The organism is Pseudoalteromonas sp. NZS37 (assembly GCF_015864265.1).
GTDB classification, from domain to species: domain Bacteria; phylum Pseudomonadota; class Gammaproteobacteria; order Enterobacterales; family Alteromonadaceae; genus Pseudoalteromonas; species Pseudoalteromonas arctica.
On record NZ_JADYXL010000007.1, the window covers coordinates 212118 to 234883 of the forward strand.

Sequence of the window (22766 nt, forward strand, 5' to 3'; positions counted from 1 at the left end):
AGAGTGTACGCTTGCTTAACTAACTATATTTTAGTGTTTTATTTCCATTAAAATTTCGAGTGCACGGTGGCGTTTTTCACTATCGAATACATCATTGGTAAATATAAACTCATCAACTTCTAGCTGTTTCGCTATCATCTCTAACTTGTGTTTAATACTTACATGTCCGCCTACTACGCTTAGACTTAAAAAGTTCTCTACATGAGCGCGTTCTTGTTCGCTCCACAACCCATCCATGCTTTCAACAGGTGGTTTTAGCCACAGCTCGTTACCGCGTATCAGTTCGAGCACACGTTGCTTAGAAGTAGTCGACAAGTATTGCGCTTCATCGTCGGTGTCTGCTGCCACTAAAGGCAGTGCAAGCATGACGTATGGCTTATCAAGTACGCTTGATGCTTTAAATTCGCGCTTATACAACGCTATTGCGTCGTGCACGAAGCGCGGTGCAAAATGTCCTGCAAATACATACGGTAACCCTTTTTGCGCCGCTAGTTGCGCGCTAAATAAACTCGAGCCTAATAACCAAATAGGAACGTTTGTGTCCTCACCCGGTATAGCACGTATAGGGTGCGTACCGTTGTAAGGACCTAACAATGTTTGCAGCTCAGTTACTTCACCCGGGAAGTTTTCTGCACGGCTCATATCGTTGTTTAATGCACGACTCGTTACAGGGTCGCTGCCGGGGGCACGCCCTAGCCCTAAATCTATTCGCCCTGGATATAAGCTCTCTAACGTACCAAATTGTTCAGCAACAACTAATGGGGAGTGGTTTGGCAGCATAATACCGCCCGATCCAACGCGTATCTTTTTGGTATTACCTGCAATGTGTCCAACCAAAATAGAAGTGGCAGCACAAATTATTCCTGGCATATTATGATGCTCAGCAAGCCAAAAACGGTTAAAGCCAAGTTCATCTGCACGTTGGGCGTATTTAGTACTTTTATGAAGAGTGTTAGTAACGCTGTCCCCTTTGATCATGGGGGCAAGTTCTAATAACGAAAAAGGAATGGAATTTAACAAAATAGCAGCTCCTAAAAATGCATGCTAATAATGGATTACATCATTAGCATAAAACACTTAAATGGGTCTGCTATTAGGTCAATTCAAGTTACGCAGAGGTATTAAAGCAAAATAGGTATATGTTATTTTGCTCTAAGGTATTCAGGCAAGCTGTGCATCACGTTGGCGCTGCTTTTTATAGCCTTCTGAATCTACGCCTTTTTTCCAATAACCTGAGGAAACAATATTACTGCGCGGTATATTAAATTGCTCTGTTAGCAGTGTTTTTACCCTACGTACAAGCCCAGCCTCCAATGCCATAAATACAATGGGAGGCTCTGATGTAATGTGCAAATTTTGAAGCGCGCTAAGTAGCGCTTCGTCAGCGTTGTCGGTAACAAGCCAATTAACATTGCGGCTTGTTTCTAAATCAATAATGTCTTTTTCGGTGGGCGCATGTACAAAAGCATCAATTTTTGAAGTTAAAGGTAATTGCTGCGCATACCCTTTTATTGCATTTACCGATGTTAAATCGCCTAGTAATACATAATGCGAATGCTCATAATTATCTAGCTTTTTAGGGCCTGGTCCTGCAATACCTAGCTCGTCGCCTACTTTTGCAATTTTAGCCCAGTCAGTTGCAGGGCCTTGGTGCATATTTATAACAAAATCAAGCGTTAGCGCGCCTGTTTGTGCATCTACATGCCTTATTGTATATGACCGTATACAGGCTGTTTTTAAGTTAAAATCTACTTCACCATTTTTTGGGAACAGTACTTTTACATAGTTACCAATGTACTGTGAGGTTAAGTCTTTAAAATCTTCAGAGCCTACAACAATCCGCTGTAGGTGGGGTGTGATTTGCTCTGTACTTAATACGCTGGCTTTACGAACTTGTTTACTCATGTATTACCTCGTTTTACAAAACTTAGACTTTAATACCAACCTGCATAAATCTTTGATCAATTTAACGAATTAAATTGCACTATAACGTTGTTAAAAATTTTTTATTTAGAACAACTAGATACAAAAATTTTAGCCTAGTTCTAGCGTAATTTTCTTAACGTTAAATAGACCCCATATATAAGCAGATTGGTATAATAATTGGCTGCTATAAAAAGCAGGTATTGCACAACGCCCCATTGGTTGATAAAATCAACTACAGCAAATTAATTGACTTTGTCAACTATATTGAGAGTTCTATGAATACACCTTTATCAAATACGCTGTTTGAACTAATGCAAAATTACCGTGTCACAATTCGTGAAGCAATTAACGCAGGCGAACTGGGTATTAATGCTATGCACGTACGCTGCATACATATTATCGCGAACGTAAATAACTGTACGGCTAACGATATTGTTACTAAAACGCAGCGCGATAAAGCGCAAATAGCACGTTTAATTAAAGATCTTATTGGCTTAAATTTAATTAATAAACAGGCGAGTGAGCACGATAAACGCTGCTTTATTTTGTCGCTCACAGAGCAAGGTAAAGTTCTTTTTGATAAGTTATTAGCATCAGAGCAGAAAATAAATAATCAAATGTGTAAAAACTTAAATCCTCAACAAATCAAAGACTTTTTAGATACCGCACAACAAATGATCAAAAACATGGATTGATCAGCCATACATTTCTTGGCATAACTTACACAAAACGCATATACTGTACACTTATACAGTATATGCGTTTTAGGTTGTGTTATGTTTGTCATTCCCATTTATATAGAAGCAGGCGTGTGTGGTTTCGAATCACCCGCAGCGCAGTACACCGAGCTAGGTGTAACCCTTGATGAGCTTTTAATAAAGCATCCAGATGCCACGTTTATTGGTATTGCATCGGGTAACTCTATGCAAGAAGTCGGAATTTTTGAAGGGGACTTATTAGTAATCGACCGTGCAGAGCCTGCAGAAAATGGTGACGTTATTGTTGCTAACTTAAATGGTCTTTTTGTATGCAAACTACTTGATAAAACCAATGCACGGCTGCTTTCTGCTTCTTCTTTACATAAGCCTGTACAACTAACCTCTGCAGACGAGTTTCAGCTAGAAGGCGTAGTAACGCTATCAATAAGAATGCACAGGCAAAGCCCAGAGTTACTAAAATGTATGCCTTAGTTGATGCAGTGTCATTTTATGCCAGTGCCGAAAAAGTATTCGACCCTGCTATTCGCTCCAAACCCGTGGTTGTACTTACCAATAACGATGGCTGTGTATGCGCTATTTGTCCTATTGCTCGGCGCTTAAATATTCCTAAATTTGGCCCGTACTTTAAAGTTAAGCATTTACTTGAGCAAAACAACGTTGTTATTCGCTCTAGCAATTACGAGCTTTATGCTGATTTAAGCGACAAGATGATGAATATTATTGGCCGCTTTTGCGATACACAGCACATATACAGTATTGATGAATCGTTTTTGCACTTTGATGGCTACACATCATTAATTAAAGACTGGCATGAATACGGCCATACAATAAGGCGCACAGTATGGCGCGAAACAAAACTTCCTGTAGGTGTTGGTTTTGGCCCGACCCCTACTTTAGCAAAAGCCGCTAACCATGCCGCTAAAAAGCTCAGTGGCTTTAATGGTGTTGCAGTAATAAATAGCGAGCAAACTCGCCAAGCTATTTTACAAAGAATGAGCTGCGAAGATGTCTGGGGAATAGGCCGGCGACTAGCTAAAAAGCTTAAAATAATGAATATACACACCGCTTGGGACCTTGCTCAGCAAAACCCTAAAGCAATGCGCCGTGCATTTAGTGTGGTTGTTGAACGTACAGTAAGCGAACTTAACGGGATAACATGTTTAAACTGGGATGATGTACGACAAGACAAGCGGGAGATTTATTCGACCCGCAGTTTTGGAGAGCGCATATGCGAGCCAACAGCCCTTAAAACAGCGCTAATTAACCATGTAACCACAGTAGCTAATAAACTAAGGGCGCAACGTTCGCTCACTCACCAGCTTTATATTTTTGCAGCCAGTGGCGCGCACGAAAACAGATATTATAAAAAGTCGTTTGTATATAAGTTCCCCTCACCCACTAACGACACCTGTGTGATGGCTAATGCTGTATCTGAGGTATTTAATAATATTTACCAACCGGGGATCCGATTTTATAAGTGTGGTGTGGGCGCGGTAGAGCTAATATCAGAACAGTTTCAGCAAAATGACTTATTTAATAAAAGCCCTGATAATCCAAAGCTTATGCAATGCCTAGATACAATTAACAATCGATACGGAAAAGGGATGCTCAGCCTTGCAAGCAGTAAATTAAATGACCGATGGCACATGAACCGTGATTTTTTATCGCCGCAGTACACTACGCGTTGGCGCGATATCCCTAAAATATACTGCGAATGATTTACTACTTACTAGATGCTTTATTTGCTCTCGTCTGCTTTTTTAAATGTGCACTCTACACTAGGTTCGCTTAATGTATATTTTAGTGTGTTATCAGCTAAAAACTTGATACTTTGACTGATTGTTTTTTCGTTTGCAGGGTTTTCACAACGGCTCATTCTTAAACCGTTTTCAAGGCCATCACTTTTATATTTAAGCGTACTGGTTATAAAACAAAAGTTTGGTTTTTTAATAGTGCGAGTACCATTGTGGAGCGATCCAAATACAATTTGTTCTCCAAGTTTAAAACCTGCACTTAAATCACTTTCGTCTGTCAAACTCAAATCGCTATTAACGCATAACCCTGAATTGGTCGACACAACTTCGTATGCCCCCAGTTTTGACTTTAAAAACGGTATAAATCGTGTTTTATTACTCGGCTCAGAAAAAGCATTTGCACTTGTAAAAGCGACAGTTAATAAAGCGAGTGTTAAATATTTCATTTCGTGGGTGTATCCTCGTGAGTCAGCGTGTTAAATAATAGCAAAATGCCTAATCACTTAGCTTTTATAACTTTTAACAACTATAACAGAGATTTACTATAAAAGGAGAGAAGTCGTATTACAGGAGCGAGCGCGTGAGTAGGACGCGGAAGCTTTGCTCGGTTTTTACTTATTCTTACATGGATGTAAGCCATTAGAATAACCCAGGAGCAGTTGTCGAGCCCACTAGTTTACAAATTTCGCGCCGCGATTAAATCCTTCTTGGATTGAACAAATTCAACCACCAAAGGTAAACATGCCCTAGATACTCATTACGAACCATTTTGTTGTTAAGCACTTTATTTAATACGTACTTAAACAACAAAACGATTTATACCAATGCGCTTAATTGTAAGGGTAAATTGAACTCATTAGATTGTTTAACTAGTTATACGAATTGGTATTTATTTTATTGCCAGTACTTTGCAAATAATAAAGGGTAGCTTTGCTTTAAAAACTTAGGTTTGTCTTTAAAACGTTTACCTTTGGGTTCATCACTGCCAGATGGGATAAACGGCAATTCGTCTTCGTTACGTTCTTCAAATAATAAACCGGCTATTAAGTCGTACTCATCAATGTACGGATAAGGCTGCTCGTTTAAGTAATAAACAGGTGTACACTGCGCTATAGAATCAGCATTTTCTAAGGCGTTTTCGAATACTGTTTTACCGCGCGAAATTAACCAACATCTAAATTCGCTAAAGCCGTAATCGTCGTTACATCCGGCCATCACAAAGGCGGCACCAAACAAATCCCAGGTAAAACACTTGCGCATATGTATGCCAAAATGCTTATCAAAATCAATAAGGTGCTGATCGCTTAAATCATTAAGTTTAGTTTTTAGGTTATCGCTCACACTTTGCGGATCGAGCCCTAAATCAGGCGTTGTTACTAATTCCCAAAAAGCCTGTTCTGTTAACGCTGCCATTATAAAATCTCTTTTACTCGGCCAACTTGACCATCTTCTAAACGTACTTTAATGCCGTGTGGGTGATTTGGTGATTTTGTTAAAAGGCGCTCAACAACACCCTCAGTTAATGTGCCGCTGCGTTGATCTTCTTTTAATACAATATTTACTGTGGTACCTGGTGATATTTGCGAACGCGTAGGAACAGCCATAATTTAAACCCTAAAAATAATTTATCTAATTATAACGTCCATGTGCTATCAAACCAACAAAAGCTCTGTTAATTGGCGGAAAATGAAATATGTGCTGGTTTTGCGTTCAACTTAATACTCGTAAGCTCTTTGAGTATTATATTTGTTAATTCGTTAAGTTGCGGTTTTGCACTTTCAAGGGCTATATCATCATTAAAATAGCACTGTACTTTTAACGTATTGGCCTCGTTATTTAAATCAATGGTATGCGTTAGATAATCAAAACCAATTACGCTTTCTTTTATTGCCTCGCATGCATTAGTAAGTGCTAGTCGAATGTGCTTATCGCGCTGCTTTTGAGTTTTAGTCATAAATATAAAGGTTACTTATTTAGTCTGGGCTTGTTGCTGTTTTTTAAACTCTTCGTAGTTAGAGTCTTGTTTATCTAGGCATTCGTAATATTCTTTGTCGGCTTTATAGTTACACTCATCAAGGCGCGCCGATTGAACTTCATGAAAACGCGCGTCAGAGCTACAACCAGCTAAAACACATAATCCAACAATAAGTAATGCGCTACTTTTTAGTTTATTGATAAACATTAAATTTCCTTACACTTTCTATATCGAAAAAGCGTTAAATTATTACAATATTATTGTATATTAGCGCCATAAAATCTTAATCTCCAAAGGATCTATTTCTATGATGTCGCAGTTACAAAAGTTGTTTCAGCGTATAGACAAAAGCAAGATATTTCAATCATTTGTTATAGCTGTAATTATTGTTTCTGCCCTGACAGTCGGTGCGCACACTTACTCACTACATCCTACCGTAGAGCTTGCTCTAAATTGGATGGACGTTGGCATTACCGCATTCTTTTTAATTGAGCTAGTAATCCGCTTTATTGCAAGTAAAGGCATAAAACACTTTTTTTCTAAAGGATGGAATATATTCGACACCATCATAGTATTGGGCAGTTTATATCCTGCTGCTGGTTCTACTATGTTAATTGCTCGTTTACTGCGCATATTTAGAGTACTGCGATTGGTATCGATGATCCCAGAGCTGCGCTTATTGGTTAACTCATTGCTTAAAGCCATTCCGCAAATGGGTTATATAGCCCTATTAATGTTTGTTATTTTTTATATATACGCTGCAATGGGCAGCATGATGTTTGCGGAAATAAACCCCGTACTTTGGCAAGACGTATCAATCTCAATGCTTACCTTGTTTAGGGTGGCGACGTTTGAAGATTGGACCGACATAATGTACGAAACAATGGCGGTGTACGAATTAAGCTGGATTTATTACCTTACGTTTATATTTTTAACCGCATTTGTATTTTTAAATATGATGGTAGGTGCCATTTTAGAAGTTATGAGTGAGGAGCACCGCAAAGCGCGAGAAGAGCTCGCAGACGACAGCTCATTACCTGCAACGCAAGGGCAAGTAAACGAACTACAATCCCAAATTGCTGAGCTTAAAGAGCTATTGAGTAACCGCAAAAACTAATCTGATAAGAGTACTAAAGCACCCACTTAAAGTTTAAAAAGTGGGTGCAATTTAAAGATCTAATTGAAATAGAATTACCAAAGAGCTTTAATTTTCCTCGTTATCAGGTTTTTCATCCGTATCTTCAAAAGAAATAACGTTATCTACTTTCATTTTAAACGCATCAAAAAATGCGTTTTCTAATACCGAAATCACAGCTTGAAAAGTCGAAACATCCGTATTATCTAGTTGTCCCTCTATAGGAATACGTGCAGCAACAAGTTTTGACTCATCGTTTTCGAGTATAGAGCCCAGTAAATCAACACTGCCTTCAAATATGGCCGTAAATATGCCGTCGTCATCTTTTTCTATATCTTCGCGCCACGAGAACACACTCAAGTTTTGAACGCCCGCTTTTACATAACCATTTAAGTTATTGTCTTTAGCTACAAGTTCCATAGCGCCATCAATGCCACCCGCTTCAATATCAAAAGGCGTGTATACCTTAAATACAGTATCGAGGTTTTTAACAGAGAAACGCTGTACCTCTGCGTTAAAATCAAAATTGGCTTGTTTGCTAAAGGGATCTAATTTGCCATCAAGCTTTAATCCGGCCTCCCCCATTAATGCACCTTCTACGCTTAGAGTAGTCACTAGTGTTTTTGATAGGTTTTGCGCGTTGGTTATATTTTCAATTCGAGCGTTAATATTTGATATAAAAGTGGGTTTTTCACCACTATTAGTTGAGTTAACTAAAGTTAATTTGCCTTGCTCAATTGTTAAGGTATCAATAGAGAACAGTACTAAATTATTGGCGAGCCCTACCCAGGTAGTTTCGTCTTTTACTTGTTTATTTTGCTCAGAAGCATTGGGGTCTTTATCGTAAATAACTATTTCAGGACGCGTAAAGGCCATGTTTGTTACTAAATTGCCCTTTAAAAGGGCTGACCACGCAAGTGAAAAATCGAGAGTTTGAATACTCAGTAAAGGCTTAGGGGCTGAAGTTGCATCAACAGCGTAAATTTCAACGTCGTCAATTGCGTAGGCACCGCGATATAAAAACAAATCTACATCACCAATATGTCCCGTAACACCTTGCGTATGCTTTAACTGATAATTTACGTAATACTGAACGACATAAGGCGCGGCTATTCTGGCAATAATAAGGACTAATAAAGTAACCGCTAATGAGTTAAACCATTTGCTATGAAATAAATTAGAAACCGAGCTCATTGTAATTTCCTTTACTTAATACTTTCAAATGAGCATTTTAAACATGTAAGAATTACGCAAAATTGTAATAACACTACGTAGATCGCATTTAAAATACATCGTTGGTAGCCTCATTGTAGCTAAACAGGCTAATCTACGTATTAAGAGCAAAGGTTATACCACTTTAAGAGTGAACGATGAATATGAAGATTCAAAAGTACGAGTAGGGAAATATTCTAAGGTAGTAAAATGCAATATAGATTTTAAGTTTTTCTGAAAAAATGATGTAAATCCAGTATTTAAAATAAGACATTGCTGCAAAATGTAATTTATACAGCAATGCTTAATTGAATATAAAGCGAGTGTATCCCTTTAACTTATAAGTGAAAATGCTTGATCAAATCTAACTGGTTTACTGAATATAAAACCTTGATACTTATCAATTTGTAAGCTTTGTAATAACGTTAACTGAGCTGGACTTTCTACGCCCTCAGCTATTACTTGGCATCCAATCATATGCGACATGTTAGTTACCGCAGATACAATACTTTTATCTTTTGAGCATTCACAAATGTTATCAATATAAGATTTGTCTATTTTAATGTAATCAACTGATAGCTCTTTTAAAACCGATATAGAAGAAAACCCAGTACCAAAGTCATCAATAGAGATACGCACACCGGTATTTTTTATGGCCGTAATCACTTTTGACAAATACGGTAAATTTTTGATCATGACTGTTTCTGTTATCTCTAAATGCACATTGTATGGTTTGACTGCGTACCTACTTAAAAGCGCAACTATAAAATCTAAAAAGTTATGGTTTTCTAGTTGCAGCACCGACACATTAATCGACAATCCAATCTTACTATTCACAGCGTTTAACTTACTTAAACTCGCGATGGCTTGTTCTAGTACAAATTCACCTAATATATTAATTTTTCCATATCGCTCTGCAATATCTATAAATTCTGAAGGGGGGATAAATTCATCATTAAACTGCCAACGAAGTAGTACTTCAAACGTGGTTATTTCATTTGTACTTATATCAACAATAGGTTGATAACACAGATGAAAGTCACCTTTTTCTACGCACTCTTTAATTGAGCTACGAAGTACTTCTTCTCTTTTAAGCGATTCATGCATTCGCTCGTCAAATACTGATATTTCATTACGGCTTTTCTTACCTTCATACATAGCAACATCAGCGTATTTAATCGCGTCTTCAAGGTTAAAATTTTCACGCGTAAAATACAGCCCAACCTTAAAAGAAGGGTTTACTTGATAGCTATCCATGCTTACTGTTTTCGTTAAAGTTTTAACTAATCTAAAAACACAGTCAAAAAGTTCGTCTTCGGTGTTACTACGAGAATAAAAAATAAACTCATCCCCTCCCCAACGACAAGCAATAAAATCGCCCTGAGTTTGTGTTTCAACTAATCGTTTACCTGTTTGGGCCAGAACAAAGTCACCAAAATCGTGACCGTATTTATCGTTGATGATTTTAAAGTCATCCATATCTAAAAATAAAACGGCTTTAATATCATCATTTTGATTGGCTAAATCAAGTTCAACATTAGAAACAAAGCTCCCCCTGTTAAACAATTTAGTTAAATTATCTTTTTGCTCTAAAAGGATTATTTGTTCGGTACGAAGTTGCACTTCGTTTTCTAAGTTTTCAATAAATTGATCTAACTTAAGTTCATTATTAATTGATGACTTTACATCTTTAGCAGAACGTACAGCGGTAACAAAACACAAAATAAACCATAAAACGAGCCCTAAAATACCTAGTACATTCTCATCTTCAATAGGCTGTAAAAGTAATAAAATACTAAAAGGAACCAGTAAACAGGTTATATACGACAAGGAGGAACGAATATCAGAAGCTAAAACATTTACACCGCCACCAGCAAGGGAGCTAAAAACAACGAGTGATACAAACTTCTCCTGCATTGGCATATTTTCATAAAACAAAATGGGGAAAGCAGCCCAAGTTACGGCTGTTAATAATAAACCTATAAAATACAGATGATATTTAAAAGCATGGGTGTTGTTAACAAATACATGGCTGGCTATTCGAAGTAATGAAATAAATGATAACGTAAAAAGCCAGTAAAGTTTTTCTTGCGAAGCGCTGTGGTTAATACTGCTAAAAATAAGAAAACAAGAAACAACCGTGTTTATAGCAATTGCAGAACTAAAATAGGAGCTAACAAATGCTAATCGCTTATTGGCAAAGTTATTTATATGAGAGGTCATTAATGTTACTTGAATAGGCTGTTGCACAATGTAAACAGTTTACTTAAGTTCAATAATAAACAACAGTGAACATTCATAAAAAAGTATTGTTTAAGCCTCTTAAGCGGTTTTATAAGCCATTAAACTAAAAAGGGCTGGCAAATTGCCAACCCCTTTTGTTAATACTGATTATATATTATACCAATTCGCTTAATTAAGTGATCTATTTTGAGGGAAGAAAAATCGTGTCGATAACAAGGCAAAGATTTCGTTATTTAGTTGTTCTATATCAGAAATATTTAACGTAGTTAGCGTCAGATTTAACCCCTCAAATTGATTAAGTATTATTGCGAATTGGTATTACTCACCATCAACAATTATGCGTAGCATACGACGAAGTGGCTCTGCCGCTCCCCACAAAAGCTGATCGCCTACTGTAAATGCGCTGATGTATTTTGGCCCCATCGCTAATTTACGAATACGGCCAACAGGAATTGTTAAAGTGCCTGTTACTTTAACGGGTGTTAAGTCTGTTGCGCTAATTTCACGCTCGTTAGGAATAACCTTAACCCACTCGTTATGAGACGCTAAAATTTCTTCAATTTTTTCTACGCTAATATCTTCACGTAATTTAATGGTCATCGCTTGTGAATGACAACGCATAGCGCCAATACGTACACATAAACCGTCAATAGGCACTGGTTGCTTTGAAGAACCTAAAATTTTGTTCGCTTCAACTTGCGCTTTCCATTCTTCTTTAGACTGACCGCTTGGCATAGGTACGTCAATCCACGGGATTAAACTGCCCGCTAATGGCACACCAAATTGGTCTTGTGGTAAGTCTTTTGACGCCATTGTTTCACTTACTATTTTATCAATTTCTAAAATAGCAGAGCTTGGGTTATCAATTTTGTCGGCAACACTTGCATGAATAGCGCCCATTTGTGCAATAAGCTCTTTCATATTTCGTGCACCAGCGCCCGACGCCGCTTGGTAAGTCATTGGGCTAACCCATTCAATTAGGTCTTGCTCAAACAAGCCGCCTAAAGCAAGTAGCATTAGTGATACAGTACAGTTACCGCCTACAAAGGTTTTTACGCCTTGCGCTAAACCTTGTTCAATAACGTCTTTGTTTACAGGATCTAGCACTATTATGCTGTCCTCACTCATACGCAGAGCTGAAGCTGCATCAATCCAGTAACCATCCCAACCCGACTCTCGAAGTTTTGGATATACCGCATTGGTGTAATTGCCGCCTTGGCAAGTAACAATAATATCCATTTTAGCAAGTTCGCTAATGTCACTTGCATCTAGTAATGGTTTTGCGTCGCCTGCTATATCTGGGCCTAGTTGACCCGTTTGTGAGGTGGTGAAAAAGGTGGTGTCGATCAGTGCAAAATCACTTTGCTGCTGCATACGTTCTAATAACACAGAGCCAACCATGCCACGCCAACCGACTAATCCTACTTTTTTCATTGTTTGTTCCACTGTTTGATTCATAAAAGATGCCTTAATACATTAAAAATTAAATTCATTGCGTGAGATTTAATTTTCATTAACGCTAAACTAACACTCGTAGACGGCTAAAACTAGCGAATAAAACAGAACTTAAATATTTTTCATACTGAGCATAAACACAAAAAAGCTCTGTATTAAAATACAGAGCTAATAGATAGTGAAGTTTATTATTTCATTCCTTGAGTTTTATTTTAAATAAAGCTTAAAACTCATAGCTATAACTTAAACTAAACTCAGTGCCGGTGTCTTGTCCCCAAAGGGTAAGACCTTCTTGTTCAATTTCTTTTTCTTGGCCAAGCATATTCTTAACCTTAAAATTAACTTTAGAGTTAAAGTTAGGGAAGTAAGAATAAACTAAATCAACTGAGTGGAACGACTTTTCTTCTGCATCTTCATTACCACGTGTACCAGGTACAATTATACGAGGACCAAACACATTATAAATTAATGAAGTAGAATGAAATCCATCATCCGAGTCATAGCCCATTTGTAAGTTTGCAACCCACTCAGAATGACCAACTAAACGACGCTCATTGTTAGTTACAATATTCGATACTGTATCGGCCTCAAGGGCTTCTTTAAGCTGTGTTTCAAACAGTGAGTCAACACCGTCTGAATCATTAATTCCCAAATTAACACTTGAGTCAGATAGCGTAACGTTGCCTGACAAAAATGCTGAAGACCAATCTTTATTTATAAAGCCAAAGTCAGTTAAAAAATCAACTTCAATACCCGACAATTTACCCGACTGAGCATTTGCTGTTAATAACTGTGGAGATGCTCCCCCTACGCCCGCAAGCTCAACCATTTCAATTGGGTTTTCAATGTCTTTATAAAACAATGCAACAGAAAGATTATTACCTGATGGCATATACCATTCAAACCTAAAATCAACATTTTTTAAATTAGAACTTTGTAAACTAGGAGATCCTCTCACCAAAAACTCAGTTAACGGGTCAACAAAGAAAGAAGAGCTTACATCACGTAGATCAGGGCGAATGGTTGTTTCACTTAAATTTAAGCGAAATTGCATTTCTTCATCCATGATGTACGTAATAGCTAAAGAAGGAAAAAAGTTATCTTCATTAATAGCTACATCTTGGATTTCTTGTAGCGTATTTTCAAAGAAATTAGTATGCGCTTCATAACCGACTGATACTTGCGAAAAATCTTCCCATCGAACGCCACCAGTAAAACGCCAAGTGTTTTGATAGAAGTAATCCGCCATAAAATAATAAGCATCTAATTTATGCGCTGCACTGTACTTATCACCATCAGTGGTGCCGTCATCAAAAATACCTGAGCCAGTTACACTTGCATAAAAAGCGTCATTCGCCGTGTTTTCATCAGCAAAAATATCGCTTACGTTAGAACCGAACGAGTACTCATCGCTTATACCACGGTGCGTAATGCCAAACTTCACATTACTTGCATCACGTTTTTTCTCTGAAAAATCGCCGCCTATTTTTAACTCAAGCTCATAGCCGTCACCATAAAAAGGCATACCCATATTCCAACCAAATGTTTCAACATCGTCGTGTAATACTTGATACTCACGGGTGATATTTGTTGCAGCTACATCTTGCAGTTGTTCAGATTCAAGCACGCCATCAACTAAGTTTTGCTGATAAACAACATCTAAACCACCTGGTGCATTACGGTTTGCTCGACTTAAACCGCCATACCAATCAAAAAATAAATTATTTAGCTCTGCAAAGTTGTGCGTCCCCTTAAGCTGAGTCGAAAACATTTCGCGCTCTTCGTACGTAATATCTACTCGGCGTAATTCGGTGACACCTTCTTCGGTTTCATTTGCATCAAAGTAATCGCGGTTACGTACGCGGTCACTCATGTCATGAAGTGCAATATTAGTAAGCTCAAACTTATGGTTTGAATTTAACTCATATCCTAAATTTAATGTGCCGCTCCAACGTACATTTTGCTCAGTCGATGTACCATCGTAATACTGGGCAAAACATTTGTCTTCACAGCCTAAGCTACCAAGGCTTGAGCCGCTTTGCTCTTGAACTACTTCCCACTCGTTATCGTAAGATACGGCTGCAAGCACACCAAAAGTACCGACCTCACTTTCAAATCTATCACCTAAGGCAATAGAGAAGTTCATGGCAGGGTCAACATCCTTTTCTGAAATACCTACATCCCAATCAAGCGATTGAATCAGGTTTTTACGCTCAGCTAACGTAGTGTTTATATTGCCCTCAAGACCAGCATCACTGGTAAGCGCAGTAGTAAACACATCCGATAATGCTCGCGAACCATCATCTCGACCCATCCAGTCATCATCACCGCCACTGTAAAAGTAACCGGTATCGCTATTAGAAGTATTGTACGATGTACCCACTTGTACTTTTAATAAAAAGTCAGAAGGAATTGATTTAGTGCGAATATTTACATTACCTCCACCAAAATGCGCTGGCATATCCGGTGAAAATGACTTTTGTACACTCAAGCTTTCAATAATTTCAGATGGAAATAAATCCAAAGGAACCACTGAGCGAGTAGGATCAGGACTTGGTACATACATGCTATTTAGCTGAGTACTAGAATAGCGTTCACCTAAACCACGCACATAAATAAATTTGCCATCGACTAACGTTAAACCAGTAACACGACGAAGTGCAGAGGCGGCATCGCCATCACCAGTACGTGATATTTGGTCTGCACCCATAATATCAGCAACAAACGCTTGGTTTTGACGTTCTTGCAGTACAGCACCCGCACTGCCCTTTAATCGTTGCCCTACAGCAACAACTTCTTCTATTTCTTGCTCTTCTACTTGCTGCTCAGCAGCCGTGGCTGTATTTACTGATAAACCAAGTAACGCAGCCATTACAGCGTAGTTTAACTTTGATAAAGCAAGTGTAGAGGGTTTAAAAGATTTCATTTTTATACTCCGAAACAAAACAAGACATTAGCCGAGCTTTCGCTCGGCTATAATGTGGTTTGGGTTAAAGGCCTACTTTTACCCAACCTGCTGTCCAGTCTGTTTGTGCATCCATCGCACCAATGTAATCTACAGAATCAAAGTAACTATCTAAGCTTGATGAATCAAAGCCATTACCGAGTAATAACGACTCAGCAGTTGGCATATAGCCATTATCTGCTAGCCCAAGGTCAGCGGCTACTTGAACTGAATTGCCTGTTTGTCCTAAGAACCAAGATTCAACATTACCTGTACCAATTGCTTGCGTACCAAAGTTGTTAGCGGTTTCACACGCAACGATTGAGTGAGTAACAGTTAATGTACCGTCCTCTGCTCGCGGCGCTGAATCAGAGCCTACTCGTAAACAGTTTGAATAGTCTGCCCCGCCTGTCACCACTACGTTTTTAAGCATACCCGCAGTACCTGCACGTAAGCGGATACCATTTACACCCACATTACCAATAATTGTTACATTAGAGATAGTTGGCATTGTTAGTGGCGTTGCACTTGAATCAAACTCAGAGTTATCAGCTTCAATTGCATTGTCGCCCTCAGAGTCTGATTGTTTAATCAGTACATATTGCGCTTTACCCGTCCAACCGAATGACCAATCAAGTGAATCATCGCCTATGCTTGTTAAAACAAGGTGACTAATATTTGCAGTACCACCAAAAAATTCAACACCATCGTCTAGATTTTCATGAACGTGAATGTAATCTAGTTCAGTCTGACGACCAACACCCGCAAGTGTAATACCGTTAAGTTCATCGCCATTACCCAGCGTTTTACCCGCTTGCTTAACTGCAACATACTTTAGCGTACCTGAATTATCTTCAGGGTCATTACCACCGAACTGGCCTGCGTCACCTTCAGCAGACACACCACAGTTTGCAAGTTCATCTGCGGTAGCTTCACCTTGTTGGTCGCCACATGAGTTAGCAGGTGCATTACCCAATAATACTAAACCGCCCCATTGACCAATCGTAGTTTCGCCGCCCGTCATATCCTGGATTGACGTCATAGTAATTGGTTGATTTACACTGCCTACCGCTTCAATTTTAGAACCACGGCGAACAACTAAGAAGTCATCACCCGACTCACCAATTAACGTTGTACCAAACTGAACATAAAGTGTTGTGTTGTCAGCCCGGTCATTACCAACGGCTGTACGTCCTTTTAAAATCCAATGCGCATCGTTAGTCAGTGTTACATCAGATGTAAATACAACATCAGAGGTTAATTGATATACAGGTTTGTCTGTAATTGTAGGGAAGCTAGCAGAAACATCTGTTGCAAGTCCTTGTGCTAATGCATTAGCTATATCGTCAGGAAAGCTTGGTGTAATAGCAACTGTCCAACCATCCATCCAATTATTATCGCCATCGAATGCGCCGATGTAATCTGTTTTGGTAAAGAACGAGTCAAGCTCAGATGAATCCCCACCAGCACCTAATAAAGGTGAACCCGATTTTGGTGTAAAGCCGTCTGTCGCTAAATTAAGTGCTGAAGCCGTAAGCGTTAAGTTACCCGTTTGACCTTCAAACCAAGACTGCACATTGCCACTACCAATTGCTTGTGAACCAAAGTTATTATCTTCACTACATGCAACAGCTGAGTTTTCGATAGACAACTCACCCGATTCTGCATTAGCAGCAGAGTCTGAGCCTACACGTAAACAGTTTGAGTAACCTTCAGGGCCCGTTATAACAACATTTCGTAGAACGCCCGCTGTACCTGCACGTAAACGAACACCGTTAGTACCATCAGCACCAACAATTGTTACGTTAGAAATAAGCGGTTTAGTCAATGGTGTCGCATTTGAATCGAATTCTGAGTTATCAGCTTCTATTGCGTTATCACCCACAACTGAACTTTGTTGAATATAGATATTTTGTGCACGACCCGACCAACCAAATGACCAATCGAATGCATCGTCGCCAATATCAGTTAGTACAATGTTACGAACATTAACTGTGCCACCAAAAAACTCAACACCATCATCTAGGTTTTGGTGAATTTGAATGTATTCAACTTTCGTTTGTGAGCCAACACCTGCAAATGAGATACCGTTAAGTTCATCGCCATTACCCAGCGTTTTACCTGCATGTTTAACAACAATATAACGAAGAACACCTGAGTTATCATCGCTAATATCACCACCAAACTGACCAGCGTCACCTTCAGCTGATACACCACAGTTAGCTAATTCTTCAGCTGTCGTTTCACCGGTTTGATCGCCACACGAGTTAGCAGGTGCATTACCTAATAATACTAAGCCGCCCCATTGACCAATCGTTGTTTCAGCACCTGTTACATCTTGAATAGATGTCATAGTGATTGGCGCAGTTGCATTACCATTGGCATTAATTTGTGAACCACGACGTACAACTAAAAAGTCATCACCTGTTTCACCAATTAGCGTTGTACCCGCTTGAACATATAATATAGTTGCATCTGCACGGTCATTACCAACTGCAGTACGACCATTTAAAATCCAATGTGCATCGTTAGTAAGCGTTACATCTGCTGTGAACGTTGTATCTTCAGTTAAACGGTATACTGGTTTATCTGTAATTGCTGGAAATTCACTAGAAACATCTAATGCTAAGCCTTGTGCGAGCGCGTTATCAATATCAGTAGGGAAGCCGCCATTAATACCGACAGTCCAACCTTCCATCCAGTTAGTTGATCCATCAAAAGCACCAATTTGACCATTTGCGATAAGCGGTGAACCAGCAAGTGGCGTGTAACCGTCATCAGCAAGCATAAGCTCTGCCGGCGTAAGTACTTGGTTACCATCTTGTCCTTCAAACCAAGATTGTACATCGCCACCGTTAATTACTTCACTACCAAAATTATTTGCCGTTGTTTGACACGCCACAATAGAGTTTACAATCGTTAGTGTGCCATCTTCAGCGCGAGGAACTGAATCAGACCCTACACGTAAACAGTTTTCGTAAGTAGCAGGACCCGTTACAAATACATTTTTAAGAGCGCCCGCAGTACCAGCGCGTAGACGAATACCATTATTACCTTCTGCACCGACGATTGTTACGTTAGATATAGTAGGCAGTGTTAATGGCGTGGCGCTTGAATCAAACTCAGAGTTATCCGCTTCAATAGCGTTATCGCCTACGTTAGCAGCTTGTTGAATGTAAACATTAGTAGCCGAACCCGTCCAACCAAAAGACCAATCTAGTGAATCATCACCAATGTTAGTCAGCACTACATTACTTACATTAACCGTACCACCAAAAAACTCGATACCGTCATCCAGGTTTTCATGAACCTGGATATAATCAACCGTAGTTGCAGAGCCAACACCGGCAAATGTAATACCATTTAACTCATCACCATTACCAAGCGTTTTACCTGCTTGCTTAACAAGTACATATTTTAGAGTACCTGAATTATCATCACTAATATTTCCACCGAATTGACCTGCATCACCTTCAGCTGACACACCACAGTTAGCAAGTTCGTCTGCTGTTGCTTCACCTTGTTGGTCTCCACATGAATTTGCAGGTGCATTACCAAGTAATACCAAACCACCCCATTGGCCAATTGCTGTCTCGCTACCCGTAACATCTTGAATTGATGTCATCGTAATAGGCTGGCTTGCAGTGCCTACTGATTCAATTTGTGAACCTCGACGCACAACTAAAAAGTCATCACCTGACTCACCAATAATCGTTGTACCTTGCTGAACATAAAGCGTTGTACTATCTGCGCGGTCATTACCCACAGCAGTACGACCACTCACAATCCAATGTGCATCATTAGTTAATGAAACATCAGCAATCAATGTTGTATCAGCACTTAAGCGATACACTGGTTTATCTGTTATTGCTGGAAATTCACTTGAGACATCCGTTGCTAAGCCTTGAACAAGTGCATTGTCGATATCAGCAGGAAAACCCGTAGTTCCATTTTGAGAATCATCACGCGATGATGTTTCATCTACTGTATCACTGCCACCTTCAACAACATTAGTAACTGTGTCGCCTTCATTTATTGTTGTGTCGCCTTCAGATACAACTAAGTCACCACCACAACCCGCTAATGATATTGCAGTTGCAATCAAACTAACTTTAAATAAGTCAGATAATTTCATTGTTCACTCCGTTAAAGTATTTAATTATTTTGTTAAGTGCTTTAAATAAACTCAAGTCACCTTAAAACATTAAGTAATGCTTTAAGGTCACTTGAGTTATCAGCAGCGCCTACCTTACGGTAGCTATATGACATTACAGTTACACTTTAATAAACATAAGATGACAAAGTTATTTACATAAAATTCAAGTAGTTAATTTATTAAAAACATAAAAAAACCACACTAAAAATAGTGTGGTTTGAATTTGCGATTATGAAATTATATTTAAACGTTATTACTAAAGCTTAAAGCAGTGCCGTTCTTAATGTTTCTGCATGCACTTTCTCGCGCTTTACATATTTAATCCATTGTTGTGCTAAACGCTGTGATTTTTTGTGTTTTTCTGCCTGTTCAAACGCTAAAATAGAGGCATCAAAATTTTGTAAGTTGTACTGAGCCATACCCAAGGCAACAAATGCATTTGATTCAAAATCAAGTGAGCCTTTATCAAGTGCTTTACGCGCTGCGTCGGCCGCTTCCTCGTATTGCTCAGTGTTAACATACACTTCAGCTAAGCGTTGGTCATACTTACCACTGGATGATAAATCAGCTGCTTTTACAAAGTATTCTATTGATTTTTCGTCTTCTTTTGCTTGGATCATCGCCTCAGCTATAAAGGCATAGTTTTTAGCGTTTTGCTCTGCGACACCTTCTTTAATCGCTTTACTCATTACAACGCCTGCTTTGTAAGCCAAACCGTTATATAAATACACTTGCGCTAATTGGCGTAGATCAGATTTAGATGTTAAAAAACCTTGCTGGTAAGCCGCCTCAATAATTGCTAGCTGCTTTTTTTCTTGCCCAGTTTCGCCATACATACCCGATAATTGTACCCAGTACTCAGGTTTGTTATAGAGCTTTACCATGCGCTCAAGTACTTCAACAACTTTGTCAGTTTGATTAAGTGAGTAGTACATGGCACGCTGTAGTACTAACCAGTTTTCCTTAGGGGTTTTACCTTCGCTATCACTTAAGGAGATAACTTGGGAGATATACTCAAGCCCTTTTTTATAATCCTTTAACTGATAGTATGTTTGAGCCCTTAGCAAGTAATAGCCTTCTGTTTTAGGCTTAGTGTTAATACTGTCCCAGTCATCTAAAAATGCGATAACTTTAGTGTAATCACTATTAGCCATAGCTAGTTGCGCCAAACTAAAGGTAGTACTTAAACGAAGCGATTCAGGAATGGCCTCCTCTGCTACGACCTTTTCAAACGAAGCTATCGCTTTTGGTAAATCGTTTTCGTTGTAATAAATAAATCCATAAAAATTATGCATCATTGCAACTTCGTACGAATTCATACTCGAGGCTCGTTCTTTAATGCTATCGAGCGCTTCAAGTCCGCCTTTAACATCGCCATCGTCAGCAAGTTTTTGGGCACGAGCCAGTTGACTATAAACCTTTTCACGTAGCGCTGGGACACGTTTTGTTTTTTGCTCTTGCTCTGCATATGCCGTAGCTACATTTAACCCTGGTATTAGGCTTAGGGCACTTGGTGCAACAATACTTGTACTGATCGCAGCAGTACAAAATAGTGTTAATTTTAAAAATTTAGCTATAGGTAGTAATTTCATAATCGCCTCGCATTTCTGTCCGTTTACTCGTGGTTAATTACTAAATTAACCGCTAATTTGGAAAGATATTTTGTTCTGAACACCCGCAACTTCAACGGCTTCACCATTTACTACGCGCGGTTTATATTTAAATTTAAGGGCTGCATCCATCGCCGCTCTATCAAAGAGAGACTCAGGCTCTGCTTTAATCACTTGTGGGTCTCGCACCGTACCTTGCTTAGTTACTGTAAATTCAACAATAACGTAGCCTTCAATGCCACGTGATAATGCGCGACGAGGATAAACAGGCGCCACTTTAACAATAGGTAAATACTCACCATCACTTGTTTCAAGCGCTAAACCACCGGCTAAATTTACATCTGCATCCACATTGGCGCCAAAGTCGAAGTTATTAGCGTTCGCAGTCGCGTCGCTATTTTGCATTTGCGGCGATTCCATTGGCGGAGGTGGCTCTTTAGGCGTTGGTGGTTTTTGTGGTTTGCGTTCTTTTTTTTGCACGCTTTCTTCTTTTTTAAGCCTGACAAAATCAAGTACGTTACCCTTGGCGGGTTCACTCATTACACCTTCGCCACCAGTAATAAGTGCCTGCATGCCTAAAAACAACATAAAGGTCACTACACCGGCTATAACTAATGCTACTAAATAACGCATTGCCTGCCCTTATGCTTCTTGAGCCGCAATCGACACATCAAACACACCTGCTGCGCGTGCTGCATCCATTACTTTTATTAAAGTATCGGTTGTTGATTTTTTATCAGCTTGAATAACAACACTACCTTGCGGGTTTTCAGCTTTTAAACGCTCAATATTGGCTTGCACTGCACGTATGTCAATTTGACGTTTGTTAATCCAAATTTCACCCGTGTCAGAAATCGCCACTAATATGTTTGCACGTTCTTTTTTAACAGCTGTTGCTGCTTCAGGTCGGTTTACGTCAATACCCGATTCTTTTACAAACGACGCTGTAACAATAAAGAAAATAAGCATGATAAATACAACATCTAACATAGGTGTCATGTTTATTTCTTCAGCTTCGTCTTCTTGCATTAAATTACCTAAAGGGGCTCTCATTTTTTATTCTCCTAGGATGAACGGCTTTAAATGGGCCGCTTATCAAAATTTTGCTTAATGGTCTAAAACCATGCTGTCTTGTAGTAGCTCTACTTCTCGCTTGGCTTTGCGTTGTAAATACGTTGATGCAAATACACCCGATAACGCACCTACCATACCCGCCATTGTTGGAATAGTTGCTTTAGATACACCCGATGCCATTGAGCGCGCACTGCCTGTGCCTGTAATTGCCATCACATCAAATACTTCAATCATTCCTGTTACTGTGCCCAATAAGCCAAGTAACGGGCATAACGCAACCATTACGTTAATAAGCGGTAAATTAGTATTTAGGCGCATACTTGCACGCGAGATCATCGCTTGACGAATTTGCTCTGCATTCCAGCTGTTACGCTCACAGCGAGAACTCCATGTGCTTTTAGCGTCTTTTTTATAACCACGAAAACCATTAAAAAAATAAATAAATCGCTCGAGTATCAATAACCACATCGCGAAGATTAACACCCCAATGACCAAGAGAACTTGGCCACCAGTGTCGAGAAAATCACGGATAGCATTGATTGAGTCAATCAATAGCACCATG

20 protein-coding genes are annotated in these 22766 nt (G+C 39.1%); 4 read left to right on the forward strand and 16 right to left on the reverse strand.

Going from position 1 to position 22766, the window contains the following annotated elements:
* Positions 1-30 precede the first annotated feature (30 nt).
* On the reverse strand, positions 31-1020 hold the full coding sequence (locus I6F47_RS14715) for an LLM class flavin-dependent oxidoreductase (protein ID WP_007583209.1): 990 nt from the start codon (positions 1018-1020) through the stop codon (positions 31-33).
* A gap of 141 nt (positions 1021-1161) precedes the next feature.
* Entirely contained in the window at positions 1162-1905 is a 744-nt protein-coding gene (locus I6F47_RS14720) for a siderophore-interacting protein (protein WP_197184111.1), read from the reverse strand.
* Between the two features lie 296 nt (positions 1906-2201).
* Between I6F47_RS14720 and I6F47_RS14725 the strand changes: the two genes are divergently transcribed.
* From I6F47_RS14725 to I6F47_RS14735, 3 genes are all read left to right on the forward strand, one after another.
* Complete coding sequence (locus I6F47_RS14725; RefSeq protein ID WP_007583213.1) at positions 2202-2621, forward strand: MarR family winged helix-turn-helix transcriptional regulator; 420 nt, start codon at positions 2202-2204, stop codon at positions 2619-2621.
* A gap of 81 nt (positions 2622-2702) precedes the next feature.
* A complete protein-coding gene (locus tag I6F47_RS14730) occupies positions 2703-3116 on the forward strand; it encodes a S24 family peptidase (protein ID WP_010552918.1) in 414 nt (137 codons plus the stop codon).
* On the forward strand, positions 3104-4363 hold the full coding sequence (locus tag I6F47_RS14735; protein WP_197184112.1) for a Y-family DNA polymerase: 1260 nt from the start codon (positions 3104-3106) through the stop codon (positions 4361-4363). Before I6F47_RS14730 ends, I6F47_RS14735 begins: the two co-directional genes overlap by 13 nt.
* 20 nt (positions 4364-4383) lie before the next feature.
* On the opposite strand, the gene I6F47_RS14740 is transcribed toward I6F47_RS14735, so the two are convergent.
* The 5 genes from I6F47_RS14740 to I6F47_RS14760 all read right to left on the reverse strand — a co-directional run bounded on the left by I6F47_RS14740 (position 4384) and on the right by I6F47_RS14760 (position 6581).
* On the reverse strand, positions 4384-4845 hold the full coding sequence (locus I6F47_RS14740; protein ID WP_010552920.1) for a hypothetical protein: 462 nt from the start codon (positions 4843-4845) through the stop codon (positions 4384-4386).
* A gap of 448 nt (positions 4846-5293) precedes the next feature.
* Complete coding sequence (locus I6F47_RS14745; protein ID WP_007583221.1) at positions 5294-5812, reverse strand: DUF4240 domain-containing protein; 519 nt, start codon at positions 5810-5812, stop codon at positions 5294-5296.
* Complete coding sequence (locus I6F47_RS14750; RefSeq protein WP_007583223.1) at positions 5812-6003, reverse strand: YwbE family protein; 192 nt, start codon at positions 6001-6003, stop codon at positions 5812-5814. Before I6F47_RS14750 ends, I6F47_RS14745 begins: the two co-directional genes overlap by 1 nt.
* A gap of 68 nt (positions 6004-6071) precedes the next feature.
* A complete protein-coding gene (locus I6F47_RS14755) occupies positions 6072-6353 on the reverse strand; it encodes a hypothetical protein (protein WP_007583225.1) in 282 nt (93 codons plus the stop codon).
* A 15-nt stretch (positions 6354-6368) separates the two neighbouring features.
* The gene (locus I6F47_RS14760; RefSeq protein WP_121954678.1) at positions 6369-6581 is read right to left on the reverse strand and encodes a hypothetical protein; all 213 of its coding nucleotides are present in this window, start codon (positions 6579-6581) and stop codon (positions 6369-6371) included.
* Between the two features lie 100 nt (positions 6582-6681).
* Between I6F47_RS14760 and I6F47_RS14765 the strand changes: the two genes are divergently transcribed.
* Positions 6682-7491: an ion transporter gene (locus tag I6F47_RS14765; protein WP_007583228.1), complete on the forward strand. Its 810-nt coding sequence runs from the start codon at positions 6682-6684 to the stop codon at positions 7489-7491.
* A gap of 87 nt (positions 7492-7578) precedes the next feature.
* Here the strand turns inward: I6F47_RS14765 and I6F47_RS14770 are convergent, their stop codons facing one another.
* The 9 genes from I6F47_RS14770 to I6F47_RS14810 all read right to left on the reverse strand — a co-directional run bounded on the left by I6F47_RS14770 (position 7579) and on the right by I6F47_RS14810 (position 22765).
* The gene (locus I6F47_RS14770; protein WP_197100443.1) at positions 7579-8703 is read right to left on the reverse strand and encodes a DUF748 domain-containing protein; all 1125 of its coding nucleotides are present in this window, start codon (positions 8701-8703) and stop codon (positions 7579-7581) included.
* Between the two features lie 351 nt (positions 8704-9054).
* On the reverse strand, positions 9055-10944 hold the full coding sequence (locus I6F47_RS14775; protein WP_231609232.1) for a putative bifunctional diguanylate cyclase/phosphodiesterase: 1890 nt from the start codon (positions 10942-10944) through the stop codon (positions 9055-9057).
* Positions 10945-11283: 339 nt separating this feature from the next.
* Positions 11284-12423 carry an aspartate-semialdehyde dehydrogenase gene (asd, locus tag I6F47_RS14780; RefSeq protein ID WP_197184114.1) on the reverse strand — a complete coding sequence of 380 codons (1140 nt, stop codon included), beginning with the start codon at positions 12421-12423 and terminating at the stop codon, positions 11284-11286.
* Between the two features lie 220 nt (positions 12424-12643).
* Positions 12644-15346, reverse strand: coding sequence for a TonB-dependent receptor domain-containing protein (locus tag I6F47_RS14785; RefSeq protein ID WP_197111897.1), 2703 nt, complete (start codon positions 15344-15346; stop codon positions 12644-12646).
* A gap of 64 nt (positions 15347-15410) precedes the next feature.
* A complete protein-coding gene (locus I6F47_RS14790; protein WP_197184115.1) occupies positions 15411-19499 on the reverse strand; it encodes a hypothetical protein in 4089 nt (1362 codons plus the stop codon).
* Between the two features lie 284 nt (positions 19500-19783).
* Positions 19784-21112 (reverse strand): tetratricopeptide repeat protein, encoded by a 1329-nt coding sequence (locus I6F47_RS14795; protein WP_165736061.1) that lies wholly within the window; start codon positions 21110-21112, stop codon positions 19784-19786.
* A 45-nt stretch (positions 21113-21157) separates the two neighbouring features.
* The gene (locus I6F47_RS14800; RefSeq protein WP_024591041.1) at positions 21158-21763 is read right to left on the reverse strand and encodes an energy transducer TonB; all 606 of its coding nucleotides are present in this window, start codon (positions 21761-21763) and stop codon (positions 21158-21160) included.
* A gap of 9 nt (positions 21764-21772) precedes the next feature.
* Positions 21773-22183 carry an ExbD/TolR family protein gene (locus I6F47_RS14805; RefSeq protein WP_024591042.1) on the reverse strand — a complete coding sequence of 137 codons (411 nt, stop codon included), beginning with the start codon at positions 22181-22183 and terminating at the stop codon, positions 21773-21775.
* 54 nt (positions 22184-22237) lie between these two features.
* Positions 22238-22765, reverse strand: a complete 528-nt coding sequence (locus I6F47_RS14810) for a MotA/TolQ/ExbB proton channel family protein (RefSeq protein ID WP_024591043.1) — start codon at positions 22763-22765, stop codon at positions 22238-22240.
* Between the last annotated feature and the right edge of the window lies 1 nt (position 22766).